Annotated in this window: 19 protein-coding genes and 1 rRNA gene; 8 read left to right on the forward strand and 12 right to left on the reverse strand. The window is 65.7% G+C overall.

All coding sequences use genetic code 11. The features are described from left to right. Positions 1–54 precede the first annotated feature (54 nt). From rpoH to ftsY, 4 genes are all read right to left on the reverse strand, one after another. Entirely contained in the window at positions 55–915 is an 861-nt protein-coding gene (rpoH, locus tag KUV81_RS14910) for an RNA polymerase sigma factor RpoH (protein ID WP_222544677.1), read from the reverse strand. Positions 916–1030: 115 nt separating this feature from the next. After that, the gene (gene ftsX, locus KUV81_RS14915) at positions 1031–1945 is read right to left on the reverse strand and encodes a permease-like cell division protein FtsX (protein ID WP_222544711.1); all 915 of its coding nucleotides are present in this window, start codon (positions 1943–1945) and stop codon (positions 1031–1033) included. A 35-nt stretch (positions 1946–1980) separates the two neighbouring features. Beyond that, positions 1981–2649, reverse strand: coding sequence for a cell division ATP-binding protein FtsE (ftsE, locus tag KUV81_RS14920; RefSeq protein ID WP_222544678.1), 669 nt, complete (start codon positions 2647–2649; stop codon positions 1981–1983). A gap of 11 nt (positions 2650–2660) precedes the next feature. Beyond that, complete coding sequence (ftsY, locus tag KUV81_RS14925; protein WP_222544679.1) at positions 2661–4088, reverse strand: signal recognition particle-docking protein FtsY; 1428 nt, start codon at positions 4086–4088, stop codon at positions 2661–2663. Between the two features lie 115 nt (positions 4089–4203). Between ftsY and rsmD the strand changes: the two genes are divergently transcribed. After that, positions 4204–4824, forward strand: coding sequence for a 16S rRNA (guanine(966)-N(2))-methyltransferase RsmD (gene rsmD / locus KUV81_RS14930; RefSeq protein ID WP_222544680.1), 621 nt, complete (start codon positions 4204–4206; stop codon positions 4822–4824). Next, positions 4821–5093, forward strand: coding sequence for a DUF1145 domain-containing protein (locus KUV81_RS14935; RefSeq protein WP_222544681.1), 273 nt, complete (start codon positions 4821–4823; stop codon positions 5091–5093). Before rsmD ends, KUV81_RS14935 begins: the two co-directional genes overlap by 4 nt. A 39-nt stretch (positions 5094–5132) precedes the next feature. Here KUV81_RS14935 and KUV81_RS14940 read toward each other — a convergent pair whose 3' ends face one another. Continuing rightward, a complete protein-coding gene (locus KUV81_RS14940; protein WP_222544682.1) occupies positions 5133–5720 on the reverse strand; it encodes a YhgN family NAAT transporter in 588 nt (195 codons plus the stop codon). A gap of 114 nt (positions 5721–5834) precedes the next feature. Here KUV81_RS14940 and KUV81_RS14945 point away from each other — a divergent pair, with 114 nt between their 5' ends. From KUV81_RS14945 to KUV81_RS14955, 3 genes are read left to right on the forward strand one after another with little or no spacing between them, the layout of a single operon-like run. Continuing rightward, positions 5835–7004: an HD-GYP domain-containing protein gene (locus tag KUV81_RS14945; protein WP_222544683.1), complete on the forward strand. Its 1170-nt coding sequence runs from the start codon at positions 5835–5837 to the stop codon at positions 7002–7004. Positions 7005–7053: 49 nt separating this feature from the next. Then, positions 7054–7824 carry a hypothetical protein gene (locus tag KUV81_RS14950; protein WP_222544684.1) on the forward strand — a complete coding sequence of 257 codons (771 nt, stop codon included), beginning with the start codon at positions 7054–7056 and terminating at the stop codon, positions 7822–7824. 52 nt (positions 7825–7876) lie between these two features. Beyond that, entirely contained in the window at positions 7877–8446 is a 570-nt protein-coding gene (locus KUV81_RS14955) for a lysophospholipid acyltransferase family protein (protein WP_222544685.1), read from the forward strand. Between the two features lie 16 nt (positions 8447–8462). Here KUV81_RS14955 and KUV81_RS14960 read toward each other — a convergent pair whose 3' ends face one another. The 4 genes from KUV81_RS14960 to hutC form a co-directional block, all read right to left on the reverse strand. Beyond that, on the reverse strand, positions 8463–9734 hold the full coding sequence (locus tag KUV81_RS14960; RefSeq protein WP_222544686.1) for a mechanosensitive ion channel family protein: 1272 nt from the start codon (positions 9732–9734) through the stop codon (positions 8463–8465). A 106-nt stretch (positions 9735–9840) separates the two neighbouring features. Next, positions 9841–11379, reverse strand: a complete 1539-nt coding sequence (gene hutH, locus KUV81_RS14965) for a histidine ammonia-lyase (RefSeq protein WP_222544687.1) — start codon at positions 11377–11379, stop codon at positions 9841–9843. Continuing rightward, positions 11379–13052 (reverse strand): urocanate hydratase, encoded by a 1674-nt coding sequence (hutU, locus tag KUV81_RS14970; RefSeq protein WP_222544712.1) that lies wholly within the window; start codon positions 13050–13052, stop codon positions 11379–11381. Before hutU ends, hutH begins: the two co-directional genes overlap by 1 nt. Before the next feature lie 16 nt (positions 13053–13068). Next, on the reverse strand, positions 13069–13782 hold the full coding sequence (gene hutC, locus KUV81_RS14975) for a histidine utilization repressor (protein ID WP_222544688.1): 714 nt from the start codon (positions 13780–13782) through the stop codon (positions 13069–13071). 111 nt (positions 13783–13893) lie between these two features. On the opposite strand from hutC, the gene hutI reads away from it, so the two are divergent. From hutI to KUV81_RS14990, 3 genes are all read left to right on the forward strand, one after another. After that, the gene (gene hutI / locus KUV81_RS14980; RefSeq protein ID WP_222544689.1) at positions 13894–15123 is read left to right on the forward strand and encodes an imidazolonepropionase; all 1230 of its coding nucleotides are present in this window, start codon (positions 13894–13896) and stop codon (positions 15121–15123) included. Positions 15124–15205: 82 nt separating this feature from the next. Beyond that, positions 15206–15883 (forward strand): acireductone synthase, encoded by a 678-nt coding sequence (gene mtnC, locus KUV81_RS14985; protein ID WP_222544690.1) that lies wholly within the window; start codon positions 15206–15208, stop codon positions 15881–15883. A gap of 13 nt (positions 15884–15896) precedes the next feature. Next, on the forward strand, positions 15897–16283 hold the full coding sequence (locus KUV81_RS14990; RefSeq protein ID WP_222544691.1) for a hypothetical protein: 387 nt from the start codon (positions 15897–15899) through the stop codon (positions 16281–16283). A gap of 31 nt (positions 16284–16314) precedes the next feature. On the opposite strand, the gene KUV81_RS14995 is transcribed toward KUV81_RS14990, so the two are convergent. The 3 genes from KUV81_RS14995 to rrf all read right to left on the reverse strand — a co-directional run bounded on the left by KUV81_RS14995 (position 16315) and on the right by rrf (position 19049). Continuing rightward, positions 16315–16710 carry an acyl-CoA thioesterase gene (locus tag KUV81_RS14995; RefSeq protein WP_222544692.1) on the reverse strand — a complete coding sequence of 132 codons (396 nt, stop codon included), beginning with the start codon at positions 16708–16710 and terminating at the stop codon, positions 16315–16317. Between the two features lie 74 nt (positions 16711–16784). After that, positions 16785–18602, reverse strand: coding sequence for an AMP-dependent synthetase/ligase (locus KUV81_RS15000; RefSeq protein ID WP_222544693.1), 1818 nt, complete (start codon positions 18600–18602; stop codon positions 16785–16787). 332 nt (positions 18603–18934) lie between these two features. Next, a 5S ribosomal RNA gene (gene rrf / locus KUV81_RS15005) occupies positions 18935–19049 on the reverse strand. Position 19050 lies beyond the last annotated feature (1 nt).

Here is a 19050-nt window from a genome sequence, read left to right on the forward strand (position 1 = left end):
CTCCTCAAACGCAAAAACGGGCCCATCGGCCCGCTTCTTTTGAAAATCCGACACTTAGCCATCCATTGCGCCCTTGAGCTTCTTGATGGCGTTCTTCTCCAGCTGACGGATGCGCTCCGCCGAGACCTGGTAGCGATCCGCCAGCTCCTGCAGGGTGGCCTTGGGTTCATCCAGCCAGCGGGCGGTGAGGATGTCGCGGCTGCGATCATCCAGGGTGTTGAGGGCGGCGTGCAGCCGGGCCTGGGACTGGCGGTCGTAATCCTCCTGCTCCAGCGCCTCGGCGTGATCCGACTGCTTGTCCTCCAGGTAGAGGGCCGGGGCATAGCCACCGTCGTCCTCGTCCTGCTCGGGGCCGATGTCGAAGGCCGCGTCCTGGGCCGCCAGTCGCGCTTCCATCTCCATCACCTCGTGCTCGCTGACCCCCAGCTCCTCGGCCACGGTACTGACCTCCTCGGCGCTGAACCAGCCCAGGCGCTTCTTGGCCTTGCGCAGGTTGAAGAACAGCTTGCGCTGGGCCTTGGTGGTGGCCACCTTGACGATGCGCCAGTTCTTGAGCACGTACTCGTGGATCTCCGCCTTGATCCAGTGGACGGCAAAGGAGACCAGGCGCACCCCGACCGTGGGATCAAAGCGTTTGACCGCCTTCATCAGGCCGATGTTGCCCTCCTGGATGAGGTCGGCCTGGGGCAGGCCGTAGCCGGAGTAGCTGCGGGCCACGTGCACCACGAAGCGAAGATGGGACATGATGAGCTGTTTCGCCGCGTCCAGATCCCCCTGCGTCACCTGGCGGGCGAGGTACTGCTCCTCCTCCGCGGACAGCATGGGGATGGCATTGACCGCCTGGATGTAGGACTCCAGGGTGCCGTGCCCCTGGGGCACCACCATCAAGGCCATGTTCTGGCGGCTTTCGCTCATGCTGTACCTCGTGTTTGAAAGGGAAGGGGAGTCTAGCACGTCCGGCCGGGGCAGGTTAAGGGTTAACCAGGGCGGGACAGCCCCCATTCAGACCGCCCCACCGAGCCGGTGTTCCCTAGTGGGGTTCGATGGCCCTCAGGTGCCGGCGCACCGACAACCAGGCCCCCAGCCAGCCCAGGCCACAGGAGAACAGCACCAGGGCGCCGCTCTGTCCGGCGGAGAGGCCCTCCAGGCGGATCTGGCTGCGGTAGAGGCTGAGCAGCTGGGCCATGGCGCCATCGAGCCAGATCAGCATGGCGTTGACCAGCACCATGGCCACCAGCGCCGCCAGCAGCCCCAGCCAGATCCCGCCGTAGAGGTAGGGCCGGCGGATAAAGGCCTCGGTGGCCCCCACCAGCTTCATCACCTTGATCTCGTGGAACCGCTGCATGATGGAGAGCCGGATGGTGTTGCCGGTGATCAGCACCACCGCCAGGATCAACAGGACCCCCAGGGCGCTGCCGGATTGCCGGCCCACGTTGGCCAGGGCCTGCAATCGCTGCAACCAGTCCAGATCCAGCCGGGCCATGGCCACCTCGCTGTGCTCCGCCAGCCGGTCCCGCAGCGCCCGGGCGGCGTCCGCTTCGCTGTGGCGGCCGGAGGGCAGCACCCGGATCACCGCCGGCAGGGGGTTGCTGTCCAGGTAGCGCAGCGCCTCGCCGAACTGAGACTGCTGCTGGAACTCCGCCAGGGCATCCTCAGGGCTGAGGTAGTGCACCTCCAGCACCTCGGGCATTCCCCGCAGGCGGGTCACCAGCCCCTGACGCCGGGACTCGTCCAGGTCGAGCTTGAGAAACAGGCTGATCTCCGCCGCGCTCTGCCACTGGGCCTCCACCTTGGCGGCGTTGTTGGAGAGCACCATCAGCAGGGCGGGCAGGGAGAGGCTGAAGCCCAGCACCAGCATGGTCATCAGCGACGTCATTGGGGCCCGCCACAGCTCACCGAGGCTGCTCAGGGACTGACGCAGATGCTGCTGCACGCCGCTTTTCATCCGCTGCCCCACCGGCAGCTTGGGCTTACGCTGGGTCACAGGCACACCTCCTCGCTCACCATCCGGCCCTGTTTGAGGGTCAGGGTGCGGTAGCGCATGCGGGCGATGAGGCCCAGGTCGTGGGTGGCGATCAGCACCGTGGTGCCGGCGGCGTTGAGGGTTTCAAACAGCCGCAGGATGTCCATCGACAGCTTGGGATCCAGGTTGCCGGTGGGTTCATCCGCCAGCAGCAGGGGAGGACGGTTGATCACCGCCCGGGCGATCCCCACCCGCTGCTGCTCCCCGCCGGAGAGCTGGATGGGGGCGTAGGCCGCCTTGTCGCTGAGGCCCACCATGGACAGGGCCCCCTCGACCCGCTTGGCGATCTCCCGGGCGGCGAAGCCCTCGATCACCAGCGGCAACGCCAGGTTGTCGAACACGCTGCGGTCCATCAGCAGGTTGTGGTCCTGGAAGATGATGCCGATGTTGCGGCGCAGGTAGGGCACGTCGTGGCGCTTGAGGCCGGCCACGTCCATGCCGTTGATCACCACCTGGCCGGTGGTGGGCCGCTCGATGGCGGTGATCAGCTTGAGCAGGGTGCTCTTGCCGGCGCCACTGTGGCCGGTCAGGAACGCCATCTCCCCCGGCTCGAGGCCAAAGGACACCTGTTCCAGGGCCATGCGGCCGCCGGGGTAGATCTTGCTTACCTGGTCAAACTGGATCATCAAAGACGCTCTTACGCGGAGTCCTGCTCGCTGAACAGGGCGTCGATGAAGGCCGCGCTTTCGAACGGACGCAGATCGTCAATGCCTTCACCCACACCGATATAACGTACTGGTATACCAAACTTATCGGCCAGTGCGAAGATCACGCCGCCTTTGGCGGTGCCATCGAGCTTGGTCAGGGCCAAACCGGTCAGGCCCACCGCCTCGTTGAAGATCTGGGCCTGGCTGATGGCGTTCTGGCCGGTGCTGGCGTCCAGGGTCAGCATCACCTCGTGGGGGGCGTTGACGTCCAGCTTCTTCATCACCCGGGCGATCTTCTTCAGCTCGTCCATCAGGTGGGCCTTGTTCTGCAAGCGGCCGGCGGTGTCGGCGATCAGCACATCCACGTTGCGCGCCTTGGCGGCCTGCAGGGCATCGAAGATCACCGAGGCGCTGTCGGCCCCGGTGTGCTGGGCGATCACCGGGATCTCGTTGCGCTGGCCCCAGACCTGCAGCTGCTCCACCGCCGCCGCCCGGAAGGTGTCCCCCGCCGCCAGCATCACCGACTTGCCTTCGGACTGGAACTGCTTGGCCAGCTTACCGATGGTGGTGGTCTTGCCCACCCCGTTGACCCCAACCATCAGGATCACGAAAGGCCCGTCCGGGTTGTCGATTACCAGCGGCTGATCCACCTTGGCCAGGGTGTCCCCCAGCTCGCTTTTCAGATGAGCAAACAGGGCATCGGAGTCTTTCAGGTCACCGTAGTCGGCCTTCTCAGTCAGGCTGTCGATGATGCGGGTGGTGGTCTCCACCCCCACGTCCGCCAGCAGCAGCTGGGTTTCCAGCTCCTCGAACAGCTCATCGTCGATCTTCTTGCCCTTGAACAGGGCCACGAAGCCGCCACCGATGTTCTCGCTGGTGCGGCGCAGGCCGGCCTTGAGGCGGGCAAAGAAGCCGGGTTTCTCCGGCTTGGCCTGGGGCTCCGGTTGCGCCTCATTGGCCAACCGCTCGGCTTCGGCCTGCTCCGCCGCCAGGCGCTCCGCTTCCAATCGCTCGGCTTCGGCCTGCTCCGCCGCCAGACGCTCCGCTTCCAGTCGCTCGGCTTCCGCCTGCTCCGCCGCCAGGCGTTCCGCGTCCAGTCGCTCGGCTTCGGCCTGCTTTGCCGCCAGGCGCTCCGCTTCCAACCGCTCGGCTTCGGCCTGTTCCGCCGCTAGGCGCTCCGCTTCCAACCGTTCGGCTTCGGCCTGTTCCGCCGCCAGACGCTCCGCTTCCAACCGCTCGGCTTCGGCCTGCTCCGCCGCCAGGCGCTCGGCATCTTGGTCGGCGCTCAGGGGTGCGCTGTCCTGAGGCGTCGACTCGGCCGTCTCGGGGGCACTCTGCTCTACCGCGTCGGTCTGTTCGGGAGCAGGCTGTGCCTCCTCCTTCTCCCGGCGGAACCAGGAAAATAAGCCTTTGGCCATGATTTATTACCCTTTACTGCCGCCCGGGCTGACACTCCCCGCCCGGGCCTTGCTAAACTAGCGATTTTTCTGGGGCCTTAGTCTACCCAGAATTCCGGCAAAAACCGAGGTCACCATGGCGAGAGCCCCCCGTCGCAACCGCAGCGCCCCCTCCCCGTCCCGAAGCCCGGGGCAGATCCGCCTGATCGGCGGCCAGTGGCGGGGTCGCAAGTTGCCGGTGGGGGAGGTGACGGGGCTGAGGCCCACCACGGATCGGGTCAGGGAAACCCTGTTTAACTGGCTGATGCAGGACACCCGCGGCGCCCGGGTGCTGGACTGCTTTGCCGGCAGCGGCGCCCTGGCCCTGGAGGCCCTCTCCCGCTGGGCCGAGCACGCCACCCTGCTGGAGCTGGACGCCGGCGCCGCCCGTCAGCTCAGCCGCAACCTGGCCACCCTGAAGGCGGACAACGCCACCGTGGTTCCCGGCGACAGCCTGGCCTGGCTGGCCCGGCCGGCGGACGCGCCTTTTGATATCGTGTTCGTGGACCCCCCGTTTCGCCAGGAGCTGCTGGCCCCCTGCTGCCAGCGACTGACCGACAACGGCTACCTCAAACCCGGCAGCTGGATCTACGTCGAAACCGAGGTGGAGCTGGCCCTGCCCGCCCTGCCCACCGGCTGGCAGCTGCACCGGGAGAAGATCGCCGGTCAGGTGGCCTACCGACTGTACCAATTCCAACCCAACGAGAGCATCGAATGAACCAGTTTCTGTCCTGGGCCAAAGCCGCCGTGGCGGCCGGTTGGCTGATCATGATCGTCAACCTGATCTTCCCCTGGCCCCACCCCTACAACCTGGCACTGCACATCCTGCTGCAGATCACCCTGGCGGGCCACCTGGCGATCTGCGCCGGGGTGCGGGTGCGTCAGGGCAAGCCCCTGAGCTGGGATCACTACAAGGAGATGATGCTCTACGGGGTGTTTGCCCTGCTCAGCTGGCGTCAGGCGGCCAAGTCGCAGGAGAAGGAGTAAAAAAGGGGCCCGCGGGGCCCCTTTTTCGTTGCCGGCTTATCAGCTGGCCAGGTAGGCGGCGATGCCGTCGAGGAACATCTGCACCGAGATCATCACCAGCACCATCCCCATCAGGCGCTCCAGCGCCACCAGGCCCCGCTCGCCCAGCAGACGGTGGAACAGGCCGGAGAACATCAGGATCGCCGCCGAGATCCCCCAGGACAGCAGCAGCGCCAGGGTCCAGTCCAGCATCCGGCCCGGCTCGGTGTGGGCCAGCAGCAACAGCGCCGCCAGCACCGAGGGCCCGGCAATCAGCGGGATGGCCAGGGGCACCAGGAAGGGCTCCTGGCCGGCGTCCAGCCCGGTGACCCCACCGGGGCTGGGGAAGATCATCTTGATGGCAATCAGGAAGAGGATGATGCCGCCGGCGATGGACACCGACTCCGTCCTCAGGTTGAGGAAGGAGAGCATGTACTCCCCGGCGTAGAGGAACAGCAGCATGATCCCCAGGGCAAACAGCAGCTCCCGGATCAGGATCTTGCGGCGGCGTTTGGGGTCCACGTGGCGCAGCACCGACAGGAAGATCGGCATGTTGCCCAGGGGGTCCATGATGAGGAACAGCATCACCGCCGCGGAAAGCGTATCCATCGAGTCAAACTCCGAAATGCATCTTCAGGCTTCAGTTTTGAGGCCTAAGAGTATAATTTAAGAAACTGAATTGTTTGTTATCTTTGGCCGGACAGGCCAGCGCCCACAATAACTATGATAAAGACCCTGCCGGTCAGCCAGGTCACCCTGGGTATGTACGTGGTGGACATTCCTGGCCACCCCATGATGGCGATCCGCCAGCAAGGGTACATCCGTAACCCCGAAATGCTGACCCTGCTGCGCAAGCAGGGGGTCAAGCAGGTGCTGATCGACACCAGCCGATCCGAACGCGCCACGCCCGTGGCCACCCCCAGTGCCCCCAAGGCGCCACTCAAGTCCAGCGCACCGCAAAAGGCCACCCTCAAGGAGGAGTTGCCCCGGGCGCGCAAACTCTACAACCAGGCGCGCCAATTGCAACAGCGGATGATGCACGACATCAAGCTGGGCCAGCAGTTGGAGCTGGAGCCGGTGGAGCGGATGGCGGACCAGTTCATCGAGAGCGTGTTCCGCAACATGAGCGCGCTGAACTGTTTGAGGCTCATCAAGGACAAGGACGACTACCTGCTGGAACACTCCATCGGCGTCGCCATCCTGATGACCCTGTTCTCCCGCCAGCTCGGCTACCAGGGCGAGGTGCTGCACAAGATCTGTGTCGGCTCTTTGCTGCACGACATCGGCAAGGTGATGATCCCCACCGAGATCCTCAACAAGCCCGGCAAGCTCACCGACGAGGAGTTTGCCATCATGAAAAGCCACGCCGCCCACAGCCGGGACATCATCCGGGCCACCCCGGGGATCAGCCCCATCAGCCTGGACGTGGCGGCGATGCACCACGAGAAACTGGACGGCACCGGCTACCCCGAGGGCCTGGTGGGGGAGGAGATCACCACCTACGGCCGGATGATCGCCATCTGCGACATCTACGACGCCATCACCGCCGATCGGGTCTACCACCGGGGGGCGTCCCCGGCCCTGGCCCTCAAGCGGCTGCTGGAGATGACCCCGCACCAGCTGGACCGGGAGCTGGTGCAGCAGTTTATCCAGTGCATCGGCGTCTACCCGCCCGGCTCCATGGTGGAGCTGTCCAACGGCCTGGTAGCAGTGGTGCTGGAGACCCGGGAGGACAAGCCGCTCAAGCCGCTGGTCAAATCGGTGTACAACCCCAAGACCCGCACCCACGTGATGGCCACTGTGGTGGATCTGGCGGCGCCGCACTGCAAGGAGAAGGTGGTGCGGGCCATCAACCCCCGGGATCACAAGCTGGAACTGGACAACTACCTCTGAGCCCCCTAACCTTGGCCGCCCCCACCGACCTGGATGTCCGGAGACCGAAATGAACTACCTGATCGCCAGTGTGCTGATCCTGGCCGTAGGCCCCTTGCTCTACCATGGCTTTCGCCACCAGACCAAGCTGCTCAACGCCATCGGTGCCTTCGTGGTGGTCTCCCTGTTCGGCCTGGTATTGTTCGACATCCTGCCGGAGCTGTGGCACCACGGCGGTGCCTGGGTGGTGCCGGCGGTCCTGCTGGGCCTGGTGGGGCCCACCCTGGCGGAGAAGGCGTTCCACCGCCACTCGGCCCTGGCTCATAACCTCACCCTGGCCCTGGGCCTGACCGGCCTGCTGGTCCACACCCTCACCGACGGCAGCGCCATCTTCCTGGTCAGCCAGCAGCAGGCCAACGACATGCTGGCCCTGAGCATAGTGCTCCACAATTTGCCGGCGGGACTGGCGATCTGGTGGCTGCTGCGCCCCCAGTTTGGCCGCTGGCCCGCCGCCATCATGCTGCTGACCCTGATGCTCTTTACCGTGTTGGGCTTCTTTCTCGGCGAGGAGATCCTGTCGGTGATCAGCCTCTCCGGCTCCGTCTACCTGCAGGCCTTCGTTACCGGATCCATCCTCCATGTGCTGCTGCACCGGCCCCACGAGCACCACCACGGCGACCATCACCACCACCGCGGCCCCCGTTTCAGCCAGGGCCACTACCTGGGCTCCGCCCTGGGACTGATTTTCGTGGTGCTGCTGATGCTCTCCCACCACGATCACGACCACCATGGTCACGGCCATGGCACCCACACCGAGCAGCACCCCGGCCACGATCACTGAGCTTGCCAGGGTTCGGGGGATGGGCCAGCCTTAGCCTGAGGAGGCAACCACTATGATGGCCACCCTGTCCGCCTGGATCTTGAAACTGGCCGGCTGGTCTATCCAGGGCCAGTTGCCAGCGCGCCAAAAGTACGTGGCGGCAGTGGCGCCCCACACCAGCAACTGGGATTTCATCATCGGACTGCTGGCCCGTTTCCAGCTGAAGATCCCGGCCCGCTTTATCGGCAAGCACCAGCTGTTTCGCCCGCCGCTGGGGTGGTTGATGCGGGCCCTGGGCGGGCGCCCCGTGGTGCGCACCCAGTCCAACAACCTGGTGGAGGAGGTGACGGCGCTGTTCAGCCAGGAGGAGGAGTTTGTGCTGGCCCTGGCGCCAGAGGGCACCCGGAGCCCGGTGAGCCGCTGGAAAACCGGCTTCTACCACATTGCCCAAGGGGCGGGGGTGCCCATAGTGCCGGTGGCCTTCGATTATCGCCACAAGACCATCGTCATCGGTGACGCCTTTGTCCCCGGCGACAGTAAGGCGGCGGACATGGCGCAGCTGCTGGCCTTCTACCGCCCCCATGCGGGCCGGTTCCGCCAGCCCATTCCCCACTACCGCCCCAGTCAGCAAAACGCCCCGTAGTCGGGGCGTTGTCGTATCAGGCGGGGCGGCCCAGTTGGCGCAGATCGGCGCCGGTGGGTTTTTGCATCGCCCGCAGTTCGAACTGGGGCAACACCGCCAGGGCGTGATCGAAGATGTCCGCCTGGATCCCCTCGTACACCGGCCAACGGGTGTCGTTGGTGAAGCAGTAGATCTCCAGCGGCAAGCCGTTTTCCGTCGGCGCCAGCTGACGCACCATCAGGGTCATCTGCTGATGGACACTGGGGTGATGCTGCAGGTAGGCCTGCAGATAGGCCCGAAAACAGCCCAGGTTGGTCAGGCGGCGGCCGTTGGCCGGCTGCTCCAGGTGGGGGATGGCGGCGTTGGCCTCCGCCAGCTCGGCGTGCTTGCTGGCCAGATGGGGCCGCAGGGTGTCGATCTGCCCCAGACGTGCCTCAAGCCCCGAGTCGAGAAACCGCACCGAGTGGAGGTCCAGCAGCAGGGCCCGCTTGATGCGCCGGCCACCGGACTCCTGCATGCCACGCCAGTTGCGGAAGGCGTCGGAGACCATGGCGTGGGCCGGGATCATGGTGATGGTCTTGTCCCAGTTCTGCACCTTGACCGTGGTCAGGCTGACCTCGATCACCTCGCCGTCGGCACCGTACTTGTCCATCTGCACCCAGTCACCGCGGCTGACCATGCGGTTGGCCGACAGCTGGATCCCGGCGACGAAGCCGAGGATGGTGTCGCGAAACACCAACAGCAGCAAACCGGTGGCCACACCCAAGCCGGACAACAGGTAGACCGGCGATTTGTCCAGCAGCACCGAGACAAAGAGGATGGCGGCAACGATAAAGAGGAACAGCTTGCCCAGCTGGACGAAGCTTTGCACCGGCAAGCGCCGACTGATGGGGCTCTGGTGGGCCACCGCCTGCACCGTGTCGAGCACCGCGAACACCAGACGCACCACCGCCACCAGGATCGCCAGCTCCAGCACCAGGGTGGCCACTCGGTCCCACCAGGGCCAGGCGGCGAACACCAGGGGGGTGAAGAGATCCAGCACCACCAGCGGCACGATGGAGGCCACCTTGGACACCACCTTGTACTGCTTGAAGGGGCCGGCCCAGGGGCCCGGCAGGCGATCGCCCAGGCTGGTCACCCCCTTCTCCGCCACCCGCCGGAACAGGGCGTAGCCCAACCAGGCCAGCAGCAGCGCCACCACCGCCAGCACCACGAAGGTTTGCCAGTCACTGCCGGCCACCGGTAAGCCCCACTGCTGCAGCAGTTCGGACAAACGATGACGCAGCCCCACTCGGATCTCGGTTTCCAAAATTGGTGTCTCTATCAGGATTAACAACGTTCTACAGCATACTCCAGCCTGAGAGTCGGGCAAGAAAAACCCCCGCCGGAGCGGGGGTTTTGGGTCGGGGCGTGCCTCAGAACGAGGGCAGCAGGGCCGGCGGCACCAGGGCGTTGTAGCGGGCCGAGGCCAGCAGGGCCGTGGCCTTGTCGATGTCCGGGGCAAAGAAGCGGTCCTGGTCATAGAAGGCCACCACTTCCCGCAGCTGGGCCTTGGCGGACTCCACCGAGGCGCTGGCCTTGAGGGGGGCGCGGAAATCCAGCCCCTGACAGGCCGCCAGCAGCTCCACCGCCAGGACGCCGCGACTGTTGGCCGCCATCTCCCGCAGTCGGCGGGCGGCAAAGGTGGCCATGGAGACGTGATCCTCCTGGTTGGCGGAGGTGGGCAGGCTGTCCACCGAGGCCGGATGGGCCAGGGATTTGTTCTCACTGGCCAGGGCCGCGGCGGTGACCTGGGCAATCATAAAGCCGGAGTTCACCCCGCCGTTGTCCACCAGAAACGCCGGCAGGCCGGAGAGGTGGCGGTCGATGAGCAGGGCGATGCGGCGCTCTGCCAGGGCCCCAATCTCGCTGATCGCCAGCGCCAGGTTGTCGGCGGCCATCGCCACCGGCTCGGCGTGGAAGTTGCCGCCGGAGATGAAGTCCGCGCCCTCATCGGTGGGGAACACCAGCGGGTTGTCGGTCACCCCGTTGGACTCCACCAGCAGCACTTCGGCGGCCTGGCGGATCTGGGTCAGACAGGCGCCCATCACCTGGGGCTGGCAGCGCAGGGAGTAGGGGTCCTGCACCTTGTCGCAGTTGGCGTGGCTGTCACCCAGCTCCGACTCCGGCCCCAGCAGGTGGCGGAAAGTGGCGGCGGCGTCGATCTGCCCCCGCTGGCCGCGCACCTCGTGCACCCGGGGGTCGAAGGGGCGACGGCTGCCCAGGGCGGCCTCGACACTGATGGCGCCCACCACGGAACCGGCGGCCCAGAGATCTTCGGCGTGGAACAGCCCCTCCAGGGCCAGGGCGGTGGAGGCCTGGGTGCCGTTGAGCAGCGCCAGCCCCTCTTTGGCCGCCAGGGTCATCGGCTTGAGGCCGGCCTTGGCCAGGCCATCGGTGGCCCGGATCACCTGGCCGTGGTAGCGCACCTCGCCCTCACCCAGCAGTGGCAGCACCATGTGGGACAGGGGCGCCAGATCCCCGGAGGCGCCCACCGAGCCCTTCTCCGGGACAATGGGATAGACCCCGGCGTTGACCAGGGCGATCAGCGCGTCGATTACCTGGCGGCGAATGCCGGAGAAGCCGCGGGCCAGGGAGTTGATCTTGAGCACCATCATCAGGCGCACCGTGGCGTCGCTCATCGGCTCGCCGGTGCCGGCGGCGTGGGAGAGGACGATGGAGCGTTGCAGCAGTTCCAGGTCCTCCTTGGCGATGCGGGTGTTGGCCAGCAGGCCGAAACCGGTGTTGATGCCGTAGACCACCTGGTCGCGCTCGATCACCTGGGCCACCGCGGCGGCGCTGGCGTCGATGGCGGGGTAGGCGGCCTCATCCAGGCTCAGGGTCACGCCGTCGCGGCTGACCGCCCGCAGTTGGGCCAGGGTCAACTGGCCCGGGTTCAGCGTCAGTTTCAACATCACTTGTCCCCCAGCATCGGCAGGTCCAGCCCCTGCTCTTTGGCGCAGTCCTGGGCAATCTCGTAGCCGGCGTCGGCGTGGCGCATGACGCCGGTGGCCGGGTCATTCCACAGCACCCGGGCGACGCGCTTGGCCGCCGCCTCGGTGCCATCACAGCAGATCACCACACCGGAGTGCTGGGAGAAGCCCATGCCCACGCCGCCGCCATGGTGCAGGCTGACCCAGGTGGCGCCGCCGGCGGTGTTGAGCAGGGCGTTGAGCAGCGGCCAGTCGGAGACGGCGTCGGAGCCGTCCTTCATGCTCTCGGTCTCCCGGTTGGGGGAGGCCACGGAGCCCGAATCCAGGTGATCGCGACCGATCACCACCGGGCCCTTGAGTTCGCCGTTTTTCACCATCTCGTTGAAGGCGGCGCCGAGGCGGGCACGGTCTTTCAGGCCCACCCAGCAGATCCGCGCCGGCAGGCCCTGGAACTGGATCCGCTCCCGGGCCATGTCCAGCCAGTTGTGCAGGTGCGGGTCGTCGGGGATCAGCTCCTTCACCTTCTGATCGGTCTTGTAGATGTCCTCGGGATCGCCGGACAGGGCCACCCAGCGGAAGGGGCCCACCCCTTCGCAGAACAGCGGTCGGATGTAGGCGGGGACGAAGCCGGGGAAGTCGAAGGCGTTCTGCACCCCCTCCTCGAACGCCATTTGGCGGATGTTGTTGCCGTAATCCAGGGTGGCGCCACCGCGCTCCTGCAGGGTCAGCATCGCCTGCACCTGCACCGCCATGGAGGCCTTGGCGGCGGACACCACCGCCTGAGGATCGGACTCGCGCTTGGCCTTGGCCTCTTCCAGGGTCCAGCCCTGGGGCAGGTAGCCGTTGAGGGGGTCATGGGCGGAGGTCTGATCGGTCACCACATCCGGGGTGATCCCCCGGGCCACCAGCTCGGCAAAGACGTCGGCGGCGTTGCCCAGCAGACCCACGGAGATCGCCTGACCGGTCTCCACTGCGTCGTTGATCATCGCCAGGGCCTCATCGAGGGTGGTGGCTTTCTTGTCCACGTAGCCGGTGCGCAGGCGGAAATCGATGCGGGTCTCGTCGCACTCCACCGCCAGGCAGGCAAAGCCGGCCATGGTGGCCGCCAGGGGCTGGGCGCCGCCCATGCCGCCGAGGCCGCCGGTAAGGATCCAGCGGCCCTTGGCCACGCCATCGAAATGCTGCTTGGCCACCGCGACGAAGGTTTCGTAAGTGCCCTGGACGATGCCCTGGCTGCCGATGTAGATCCAGGAGCCGGCGGTCATCTGGCCGTACATCGCCAGGCCCAGCTTATCCAGCTCGTTGAAGTGGTCCCAGTTGGCCCAGTGGGGCACCAGGTTGGAGTTGGCGATCAGCACCCGGGGAGCATCCGCATGGGTCTTGAACACCCCCACAGGTTTGCCGGATTGCACCAGCAGGGTTTCGTCCTCCTCCAGGCGCTGGAGGGTTTCGATGATCTTGTCGAAGCAGGGCCAGTCCCGCGCGGCACGGCCGATGCCGCCGTACACCACCAGATCTTCCGGCCGCTCGGCCACGTCCGGATCCAAGTTGTTCATCAGCATGCGCAGGGGCGCTTCGGTCAGCCAGCTCTTGGCGGACAGTTCGGTGCCTCGGGGGGCGCGGATCACCCGGCTGGGGTCGTGACGCTTATCCACACTCATCATTACTTCCTTATCGTGATGTTGATTCAACCATCAGGTGGCCACCGAGCCGGAATCGGCTTCCCGGGTGCAGCAACCTGGCGTAACTCACCACCCCCTGGGAGGACCAGGTGCGGCGACAGATCTGAAGACAGGGTTCGGGGGTGGCCAGGGCCAGCAGGCGCTGCTGCACCTCGCTGGGGGCCACCGCTTCCACCAGGTGGTGGGCCTGGGTCAGGGGGGCCACCTGGGAGAGGTATTCGTGGGGAGTTTGGCGGTCAAACCCCTGGGCCAGGTAGTCCGGCACCAGGGCGGGATTGACGTAGCGGTCTTCCAACTGCACCGGCTGACCGTTCTCCTGGTGCAGCAGGCAGGAGCGGAAGATGGCGCTGCCGTTGGGCACCGACAGGGCGATGGCCACCTCGGCTTCCGCCGCCACCTGCTTGAGCAGCAGCAGCTGGGCGCTGTGCTGGTGGCCCCGCTCACGGATCTCCTCGGCGATGTTGCGGATCGCCATCATGCTGCCCTGGGACTTGAAGGGCGCCACGAAGGTGCCCAGCCCCTGGCTGCGCACCAGCACCCCTTGCTCCACCAGCTCGGTCAGGGCCCGGCGGGCGGTCATCCGGCTGCAGCCAAACCGCTCTGCCAGGGCGTTCTCCGAGGGCACCTGCTGGTGCTCCCGCCACTGTCCCTGCTCGATTTCGCTGCTGATGGCCCGCTTGATGGCCTCGAATTTCGGGATCACCCCGCCGCTCCTGTTTGGCTCATTGTGGTTATCACCATGTCACACCAAGGTTGTATATACAAGAATATACCGCCACAATGACCCAACACGTCAGGCAAAGGAGAACGCACAATGGAGTGGGACCAACTGTGGATCGAGGTCAATCTGGCCACCCTGGATCCGGCCCAGCCCGGCGCCTACGGCGCCATCGAGGATGGCGCCGTGGCGATCAAGGACGGCAAGATCGCCTGGGTCGGCCCCCGCAGTGCGCTACCGGAGTTCGATCCCCTGTCGATGCCGGTCTACCGCGGCCACGGCGGCTGGCTCACCCCAGGCCTCATCGACTGCCACACCCACCTGCTGTTTGGCGGCACCCGGGCGGCAGAGTTTGAGCAGCGCCTGCAGGGGGCCAGCTACGAGTCCATCGCCAAGGCCGGTGGCGGGATCCTCTCCACGGTGCGGGCCACCCGGGCGGCGGATGAGGAAACGTTGTTTCAGGGGGGCCGCAAACGGCTCAACAGCCTGCTGCGCGAAGGGGTCACCACGGTGGAGATCAAGTCCGGCTATGGCCTGGACCTGGAAACCGAATCCCGGATGCTGCAGGTGGCCCGCCAGCTGGGGGCGATGCACCCGGTGGAGGTGGTGACCACCTTCCTCGGCGCGCACGCCCTGCCGGAAGCCTACAAGGGCAACGCCCAAGGCTACGTTCAGGAGGTGATCGAGCGGCATCTGCCCGCCATCGCCGAGGCGGGGCTGGCGGACGCCGTGGACGTGTTTTGCGAGAACATCGCCTTTGACCTGGACCAGACCGAAGCGGTGTTCCAGGCCGCCAAGGCCCACGGCCTGCCGGTCAAGCTGCACGCCGAGCAGCTCTCCAACATGGGGGGCTCGGCGCTGGCGGCCCGCTACCAGGCTCTGTCGGTGGATCACCTGGAGTGTCTGGACGAGGCCGGGGTCAAGGCGATCGCCGAGTCCGGCACCGTGGCGGTGCTGCTGCCCGGCGCCTTCTACTACCTGCGGGAGACCCGCCTGCCACCGCTGGAGCTGCTGCGTCAGTATCGAGTGCCCATGGCCCTGGCCTCCGACTTCAACCCGGGCAGCTCGCCCCTGTGCTCGACGCTGTTGATGCTCAATATGGGCTGCACCCTGTTCGGCTTGACCCCGGAGGAGGCGCTGGCCGGGGTGACCCGTCACGCGGCCCAGGCCCTGGGCCTGCAGGAGCGGGTGGGGCAGCTTAAGGTGGGGATGGAAGCGGATCTGGTGCTCTGGGAGATCGGCCATCCGGCGGAGCTCGCCTGGCAGTATGGCTGCAACCCCTGCCGTGAGGTGATGAAGCACGGTCAGCTGGTGACCCTGAGGTAACCCCAGAGCCCGGTTTTGCTGGCATCGCCGGGGGCCCAGGGCTACTATCAACCGGAATTACAATCACGACCGAAGAGGACGTATGGGAGTGCAAGCCATCATCGTGGATACCGCTGGGACCACGACCGATTTCCATTTTATCAAGGACACGCTCTTCACCTATTCCGCCGATGCCCTGCCGGCATTCCTGGCGGAAAAACAGAATGATTTTGCCGTCAGCAATCTGCTGGAGGATCTGCGCAGCCACGCCGGCGAGCCCCAGGCCGACCTGGACCGCCTGGTGGTGCTGATGCGCGAGTGGATCGAGCAGGACAAGAAGATCACCGCCCTCAAGACCCTGCAGGGGCTGGTGTGGAAACAGGGCTACCTCGGTGGGGCCTTCCAGGGCCACGTCTACGCCGACGCCGCCGAGGCCCTGAAGAGCTGGAAAACCCAGGGCAAGCGCCTCTACAGCTACTCCTCCAGCTCCGCCGATGCCCAGGACCTGCTGTTCAAGCACAGCGACCAGGGGGACCTAAGCGGCCTGTTCTACGGCCACTTCGACACCAGCCTGGGACAGAAGAAGACCGTCCAGGCCTACAAGAACATCCTCAACGTGGTGAGCCTCTGGCCCAAGCACGTGCTCTTTGTCTCCGACGACGTCGAGGAGCTTAACGCGGCACGGGAGGCGGGGCTGCGTACCTGCCAGGTGGTTCGAGGCCCCGGCGTGCGCCAGGGCAACCACAACGTGGTGGACGATTTCAGCCAGTTGAAGCTGTGAGGCCCACCGCATCATGACTGCCCAAACCCGTACCCAATCCCTGCTGCGCTTCGGCCCGGCCATCGGCGGCGCCATTGTCGCGCTGGCCCTGTGGAACCTGTTGCAGAGTTTCTGGCAGTGGCCCGAGCTCACCCTGGCGTTGCGCCAGTTCCTAGGCGAAGCAGCCCCGGCCTGGCAGGTGAACCTCTCCACCCTGGGCTTGCTGCTGATGAACGCCCTCTGGCTGGGCTGTGGCCTGATCCTGGGGCTGTCGATGCTGCGTCAGCAGCGGCTGCACCCGGTGATCTACTACCTCTGCGCGGTGACCCTGCTATTCAGCGGCCTGCTGGCCAAGGCGCTGGCGGTGCTGGCGGTGGCCCACCGGTTGATCCGGGATGCCGTGGGCGACGTGGTGAAGTGAATCCAAAAGGGGCGCCGCAAGGCGCCCTGTCTTATTGCGGCGCCAAGTGCGCCTCCAGCTGCTGGCGGATGGACTCCGGGATGGGGGCGGAGCGGTTGCTCTGGTAATCGAAGTGCACCATCACCGCCTTGCCCCGGGCGGTCACCTGGCCATCTTGCACCACCTGCTGCTCCACGTCGAAGGAGCTGCTGCCCAAGCGGGCGATGCGGGTCTCCACGGTGATCGGCTTGCCGTAATAGGTCTGGGCCAGGAAATCGACCTGGATGCTGGCCAGGATGAGGTTCCAGCGGCTCAGGTCCAACTGGGGCACAAAGAGTTCGAAGATGGGGGTGCGCCCCTCCTCGAACCAGACCGGGATCACCGTGTTGTTGATGTGGCCCAGTGCGTCGGTTTCCATAAACCGAGGGGCAAACTGCTGAGAAAACATGTGGCCTCCTGCCAATTTCGATGGGGCTGTTATAACAAAAAAGGCTCCCGCTGGGAGCCTTTCTCGTTGTTGCCTTAGGCCTTGGCCGGGGCAACCTTTCGGTACATCGCCTCGATCTCTTTGGCGAAGCGGTTGTAGATCACCTTGCGGCGCAGCTTCATGGTGGGGGTCAGTTCCCCGCGCTTCATGCAGAACTCACGGGGCAGCAGGGTGAACTGCTTGACCTGCTCGAAGCGGGCCAGCTCGGCCTGCACCGCCTTGAGGCGCTCCTCGAAGTGGGCTTTCACCGTGCTGTGATTCACCAGCTCCAGCTTGTCCTTGTACTGGATCCCCTTCTCACGGGCCCAGTTTTCCAGCGCTTCGAAGGCCGGCACGATCAGGGCCGAAACGTAGTTGCGGGAGTCCGCCACGATGGCGATCTGCTCCACCAGCGGATCCCGGGCCACCATGCCCTCCACTCGCTGAGGCGCGATGTACTTGCCATTGGAGGTCTTCATCAGCTCCTTGATGCGATCGGTGATCAGCAGGCGACCCTGGGCGTCCAGGTAACCGCAGTCGCCGGTCTTCAGCCAGCCGTCCTCATCGAACACCTCGGCGGTGGCCTCAGGACGGTTGTAGTAGCCGCGCATCACGGTATCGCCCCGCACCAGGATCTCGTCGTTGGCGCCGATCTTCACCTCCACCTCCGGCAGGGCGCTGCCGTTGGTGCCGATGCCGATGGCCCCGGGGCGGTTGGCGGTCACGGTGGCGGTGGTTTCGGTCATGCCGAAGCCGCACAGCACCGTCAGACCCACGGACTGGAAGAACTCGTTGACCTTGGGGTCCAGCGCGGCACCGCCGGCGGGCATAAAGCGGATGCGACCGCCCAGGTTGGCGCGCACCTTGGACAGCACCAACTTGTCCGCCAGGGCCAGCTGAGCCTTGGACAGGGCCCCCAGGGCCGGGCCGCCCTGAGCGGCGTCGAAGCGCTTACGCCCCTGCTTCAGGGCCCACATAAAGAGACCACGCTTGTGCGCCGGCGCCTGCTCCAGCTTCTCCATCACCGCGGAGTAGATCTTCTCGTACAGGCGAGGCACGGCGCACATCACGTGGGGGCGCACCTCGGCCAGGGCAGACTGCACCTGCATGGGATCCGCCAGGTAGGCGTTGGTGCCGCCCTGGGAGAGCACGTAAAGGCTCCAGCCGCGCTCAAACACGTGAGAGAGGGGCAGGAAGGCCAGGGAGACGTCGCCCTGACCGAAGGGGAGAAACTCGGCGTGCTGACGCACGGTGCTGGCGAAGTTGCGGTAATCCAGCATCACCCCTTTGGGCTCACCGGTGGTACCGGAGGTGTAGATCAGGGTCAGCAGGTCATCCAGGCTGCGCTCGGCCAGGCGACGCTCCAGCTCGGCCTGCTGATGGCCATGATCGGCCTCCAGCAGGTCGGAGAGGCGATGCACCGCAACCGTGGTCTCAGCCGGGGCCAGATCGTCCATCAGCACCAGGTGCTGGAGGCTGGGGCACTGGGGCACCATCAGCAGGGCCTTGTCCAGCTGCTCCTGGCCGGCCACGAACAGCACCTTGGCGCCAGCGTCGTTGATGATGTAGGCGGACTGCTCGTCGGTGTTGGTGGGGTAGATGGGGGCGATCACCGCGCGGCACTGCATGCTGGCCACGTCGGCCAGGGTCCACTGGGGGCTGTTCTGGGCGAAGATCGCCACCTTGTCCTGCACCTCAACGCCCAGGCTCAACAGCGCACGGGACAGGGCGTCCCGCTGCTCGCCAAAGCGTTGCCAGGAGATGTCCTGCCACTGGTCACCCACCTGGTGGCGCAGCGCTGGCGCCTCCCCCAATTCGGCGGTGCGTTGACGCAGGATCTGAACCAGATGCAGTTGCTCTAATGACGGCTTCACAACACTCTCCCCATGGTATCTCTTATTTAGCGTACACCCGTACGCTCTTTAGGGCGCCATAGTACTCATTTTGGCCCTGTCAGCGCAGTATATTTGCACACATTTGCGTACGATCGCACAGTTCTTACCCACATTTCGCCGCAGGATCGCCGCCTGTTTGCGGCATTTCAAGAGACTGAGATCCTTGGGTTAACAGCTGTACGTTGATGATATTTAGGGTAAAGACTCTAGCGCCGGTGGGATCCGGCGGGGAAGGGGAGGGTGAGCCCCCAATTTTCTGGAGACAAACGAAAAAGGCCCATCCTTGCGGATGGGCCTCTCTCTAAATGGGTGCCTGGCGGTGACCTACTCTCGCATGGGAACCCCCACACTACCATCGGCGCGGTTGCGTTTCACTGCTGAGTTCGGCATGGGATCAGGTGGGTCCACAACGCTATTGCCACCAGGC

Origin of the sequence: Ferrimonas balearica (genome assembly GCF_019802085.1) — a bacterium.
Classification (GTDB): Bacteria; Pseudomonadota; Gammaproteobacteria; order Enterobacterales; family Shewanellaceae; genus Ferrimonas; species Ferrimonas balearica_B.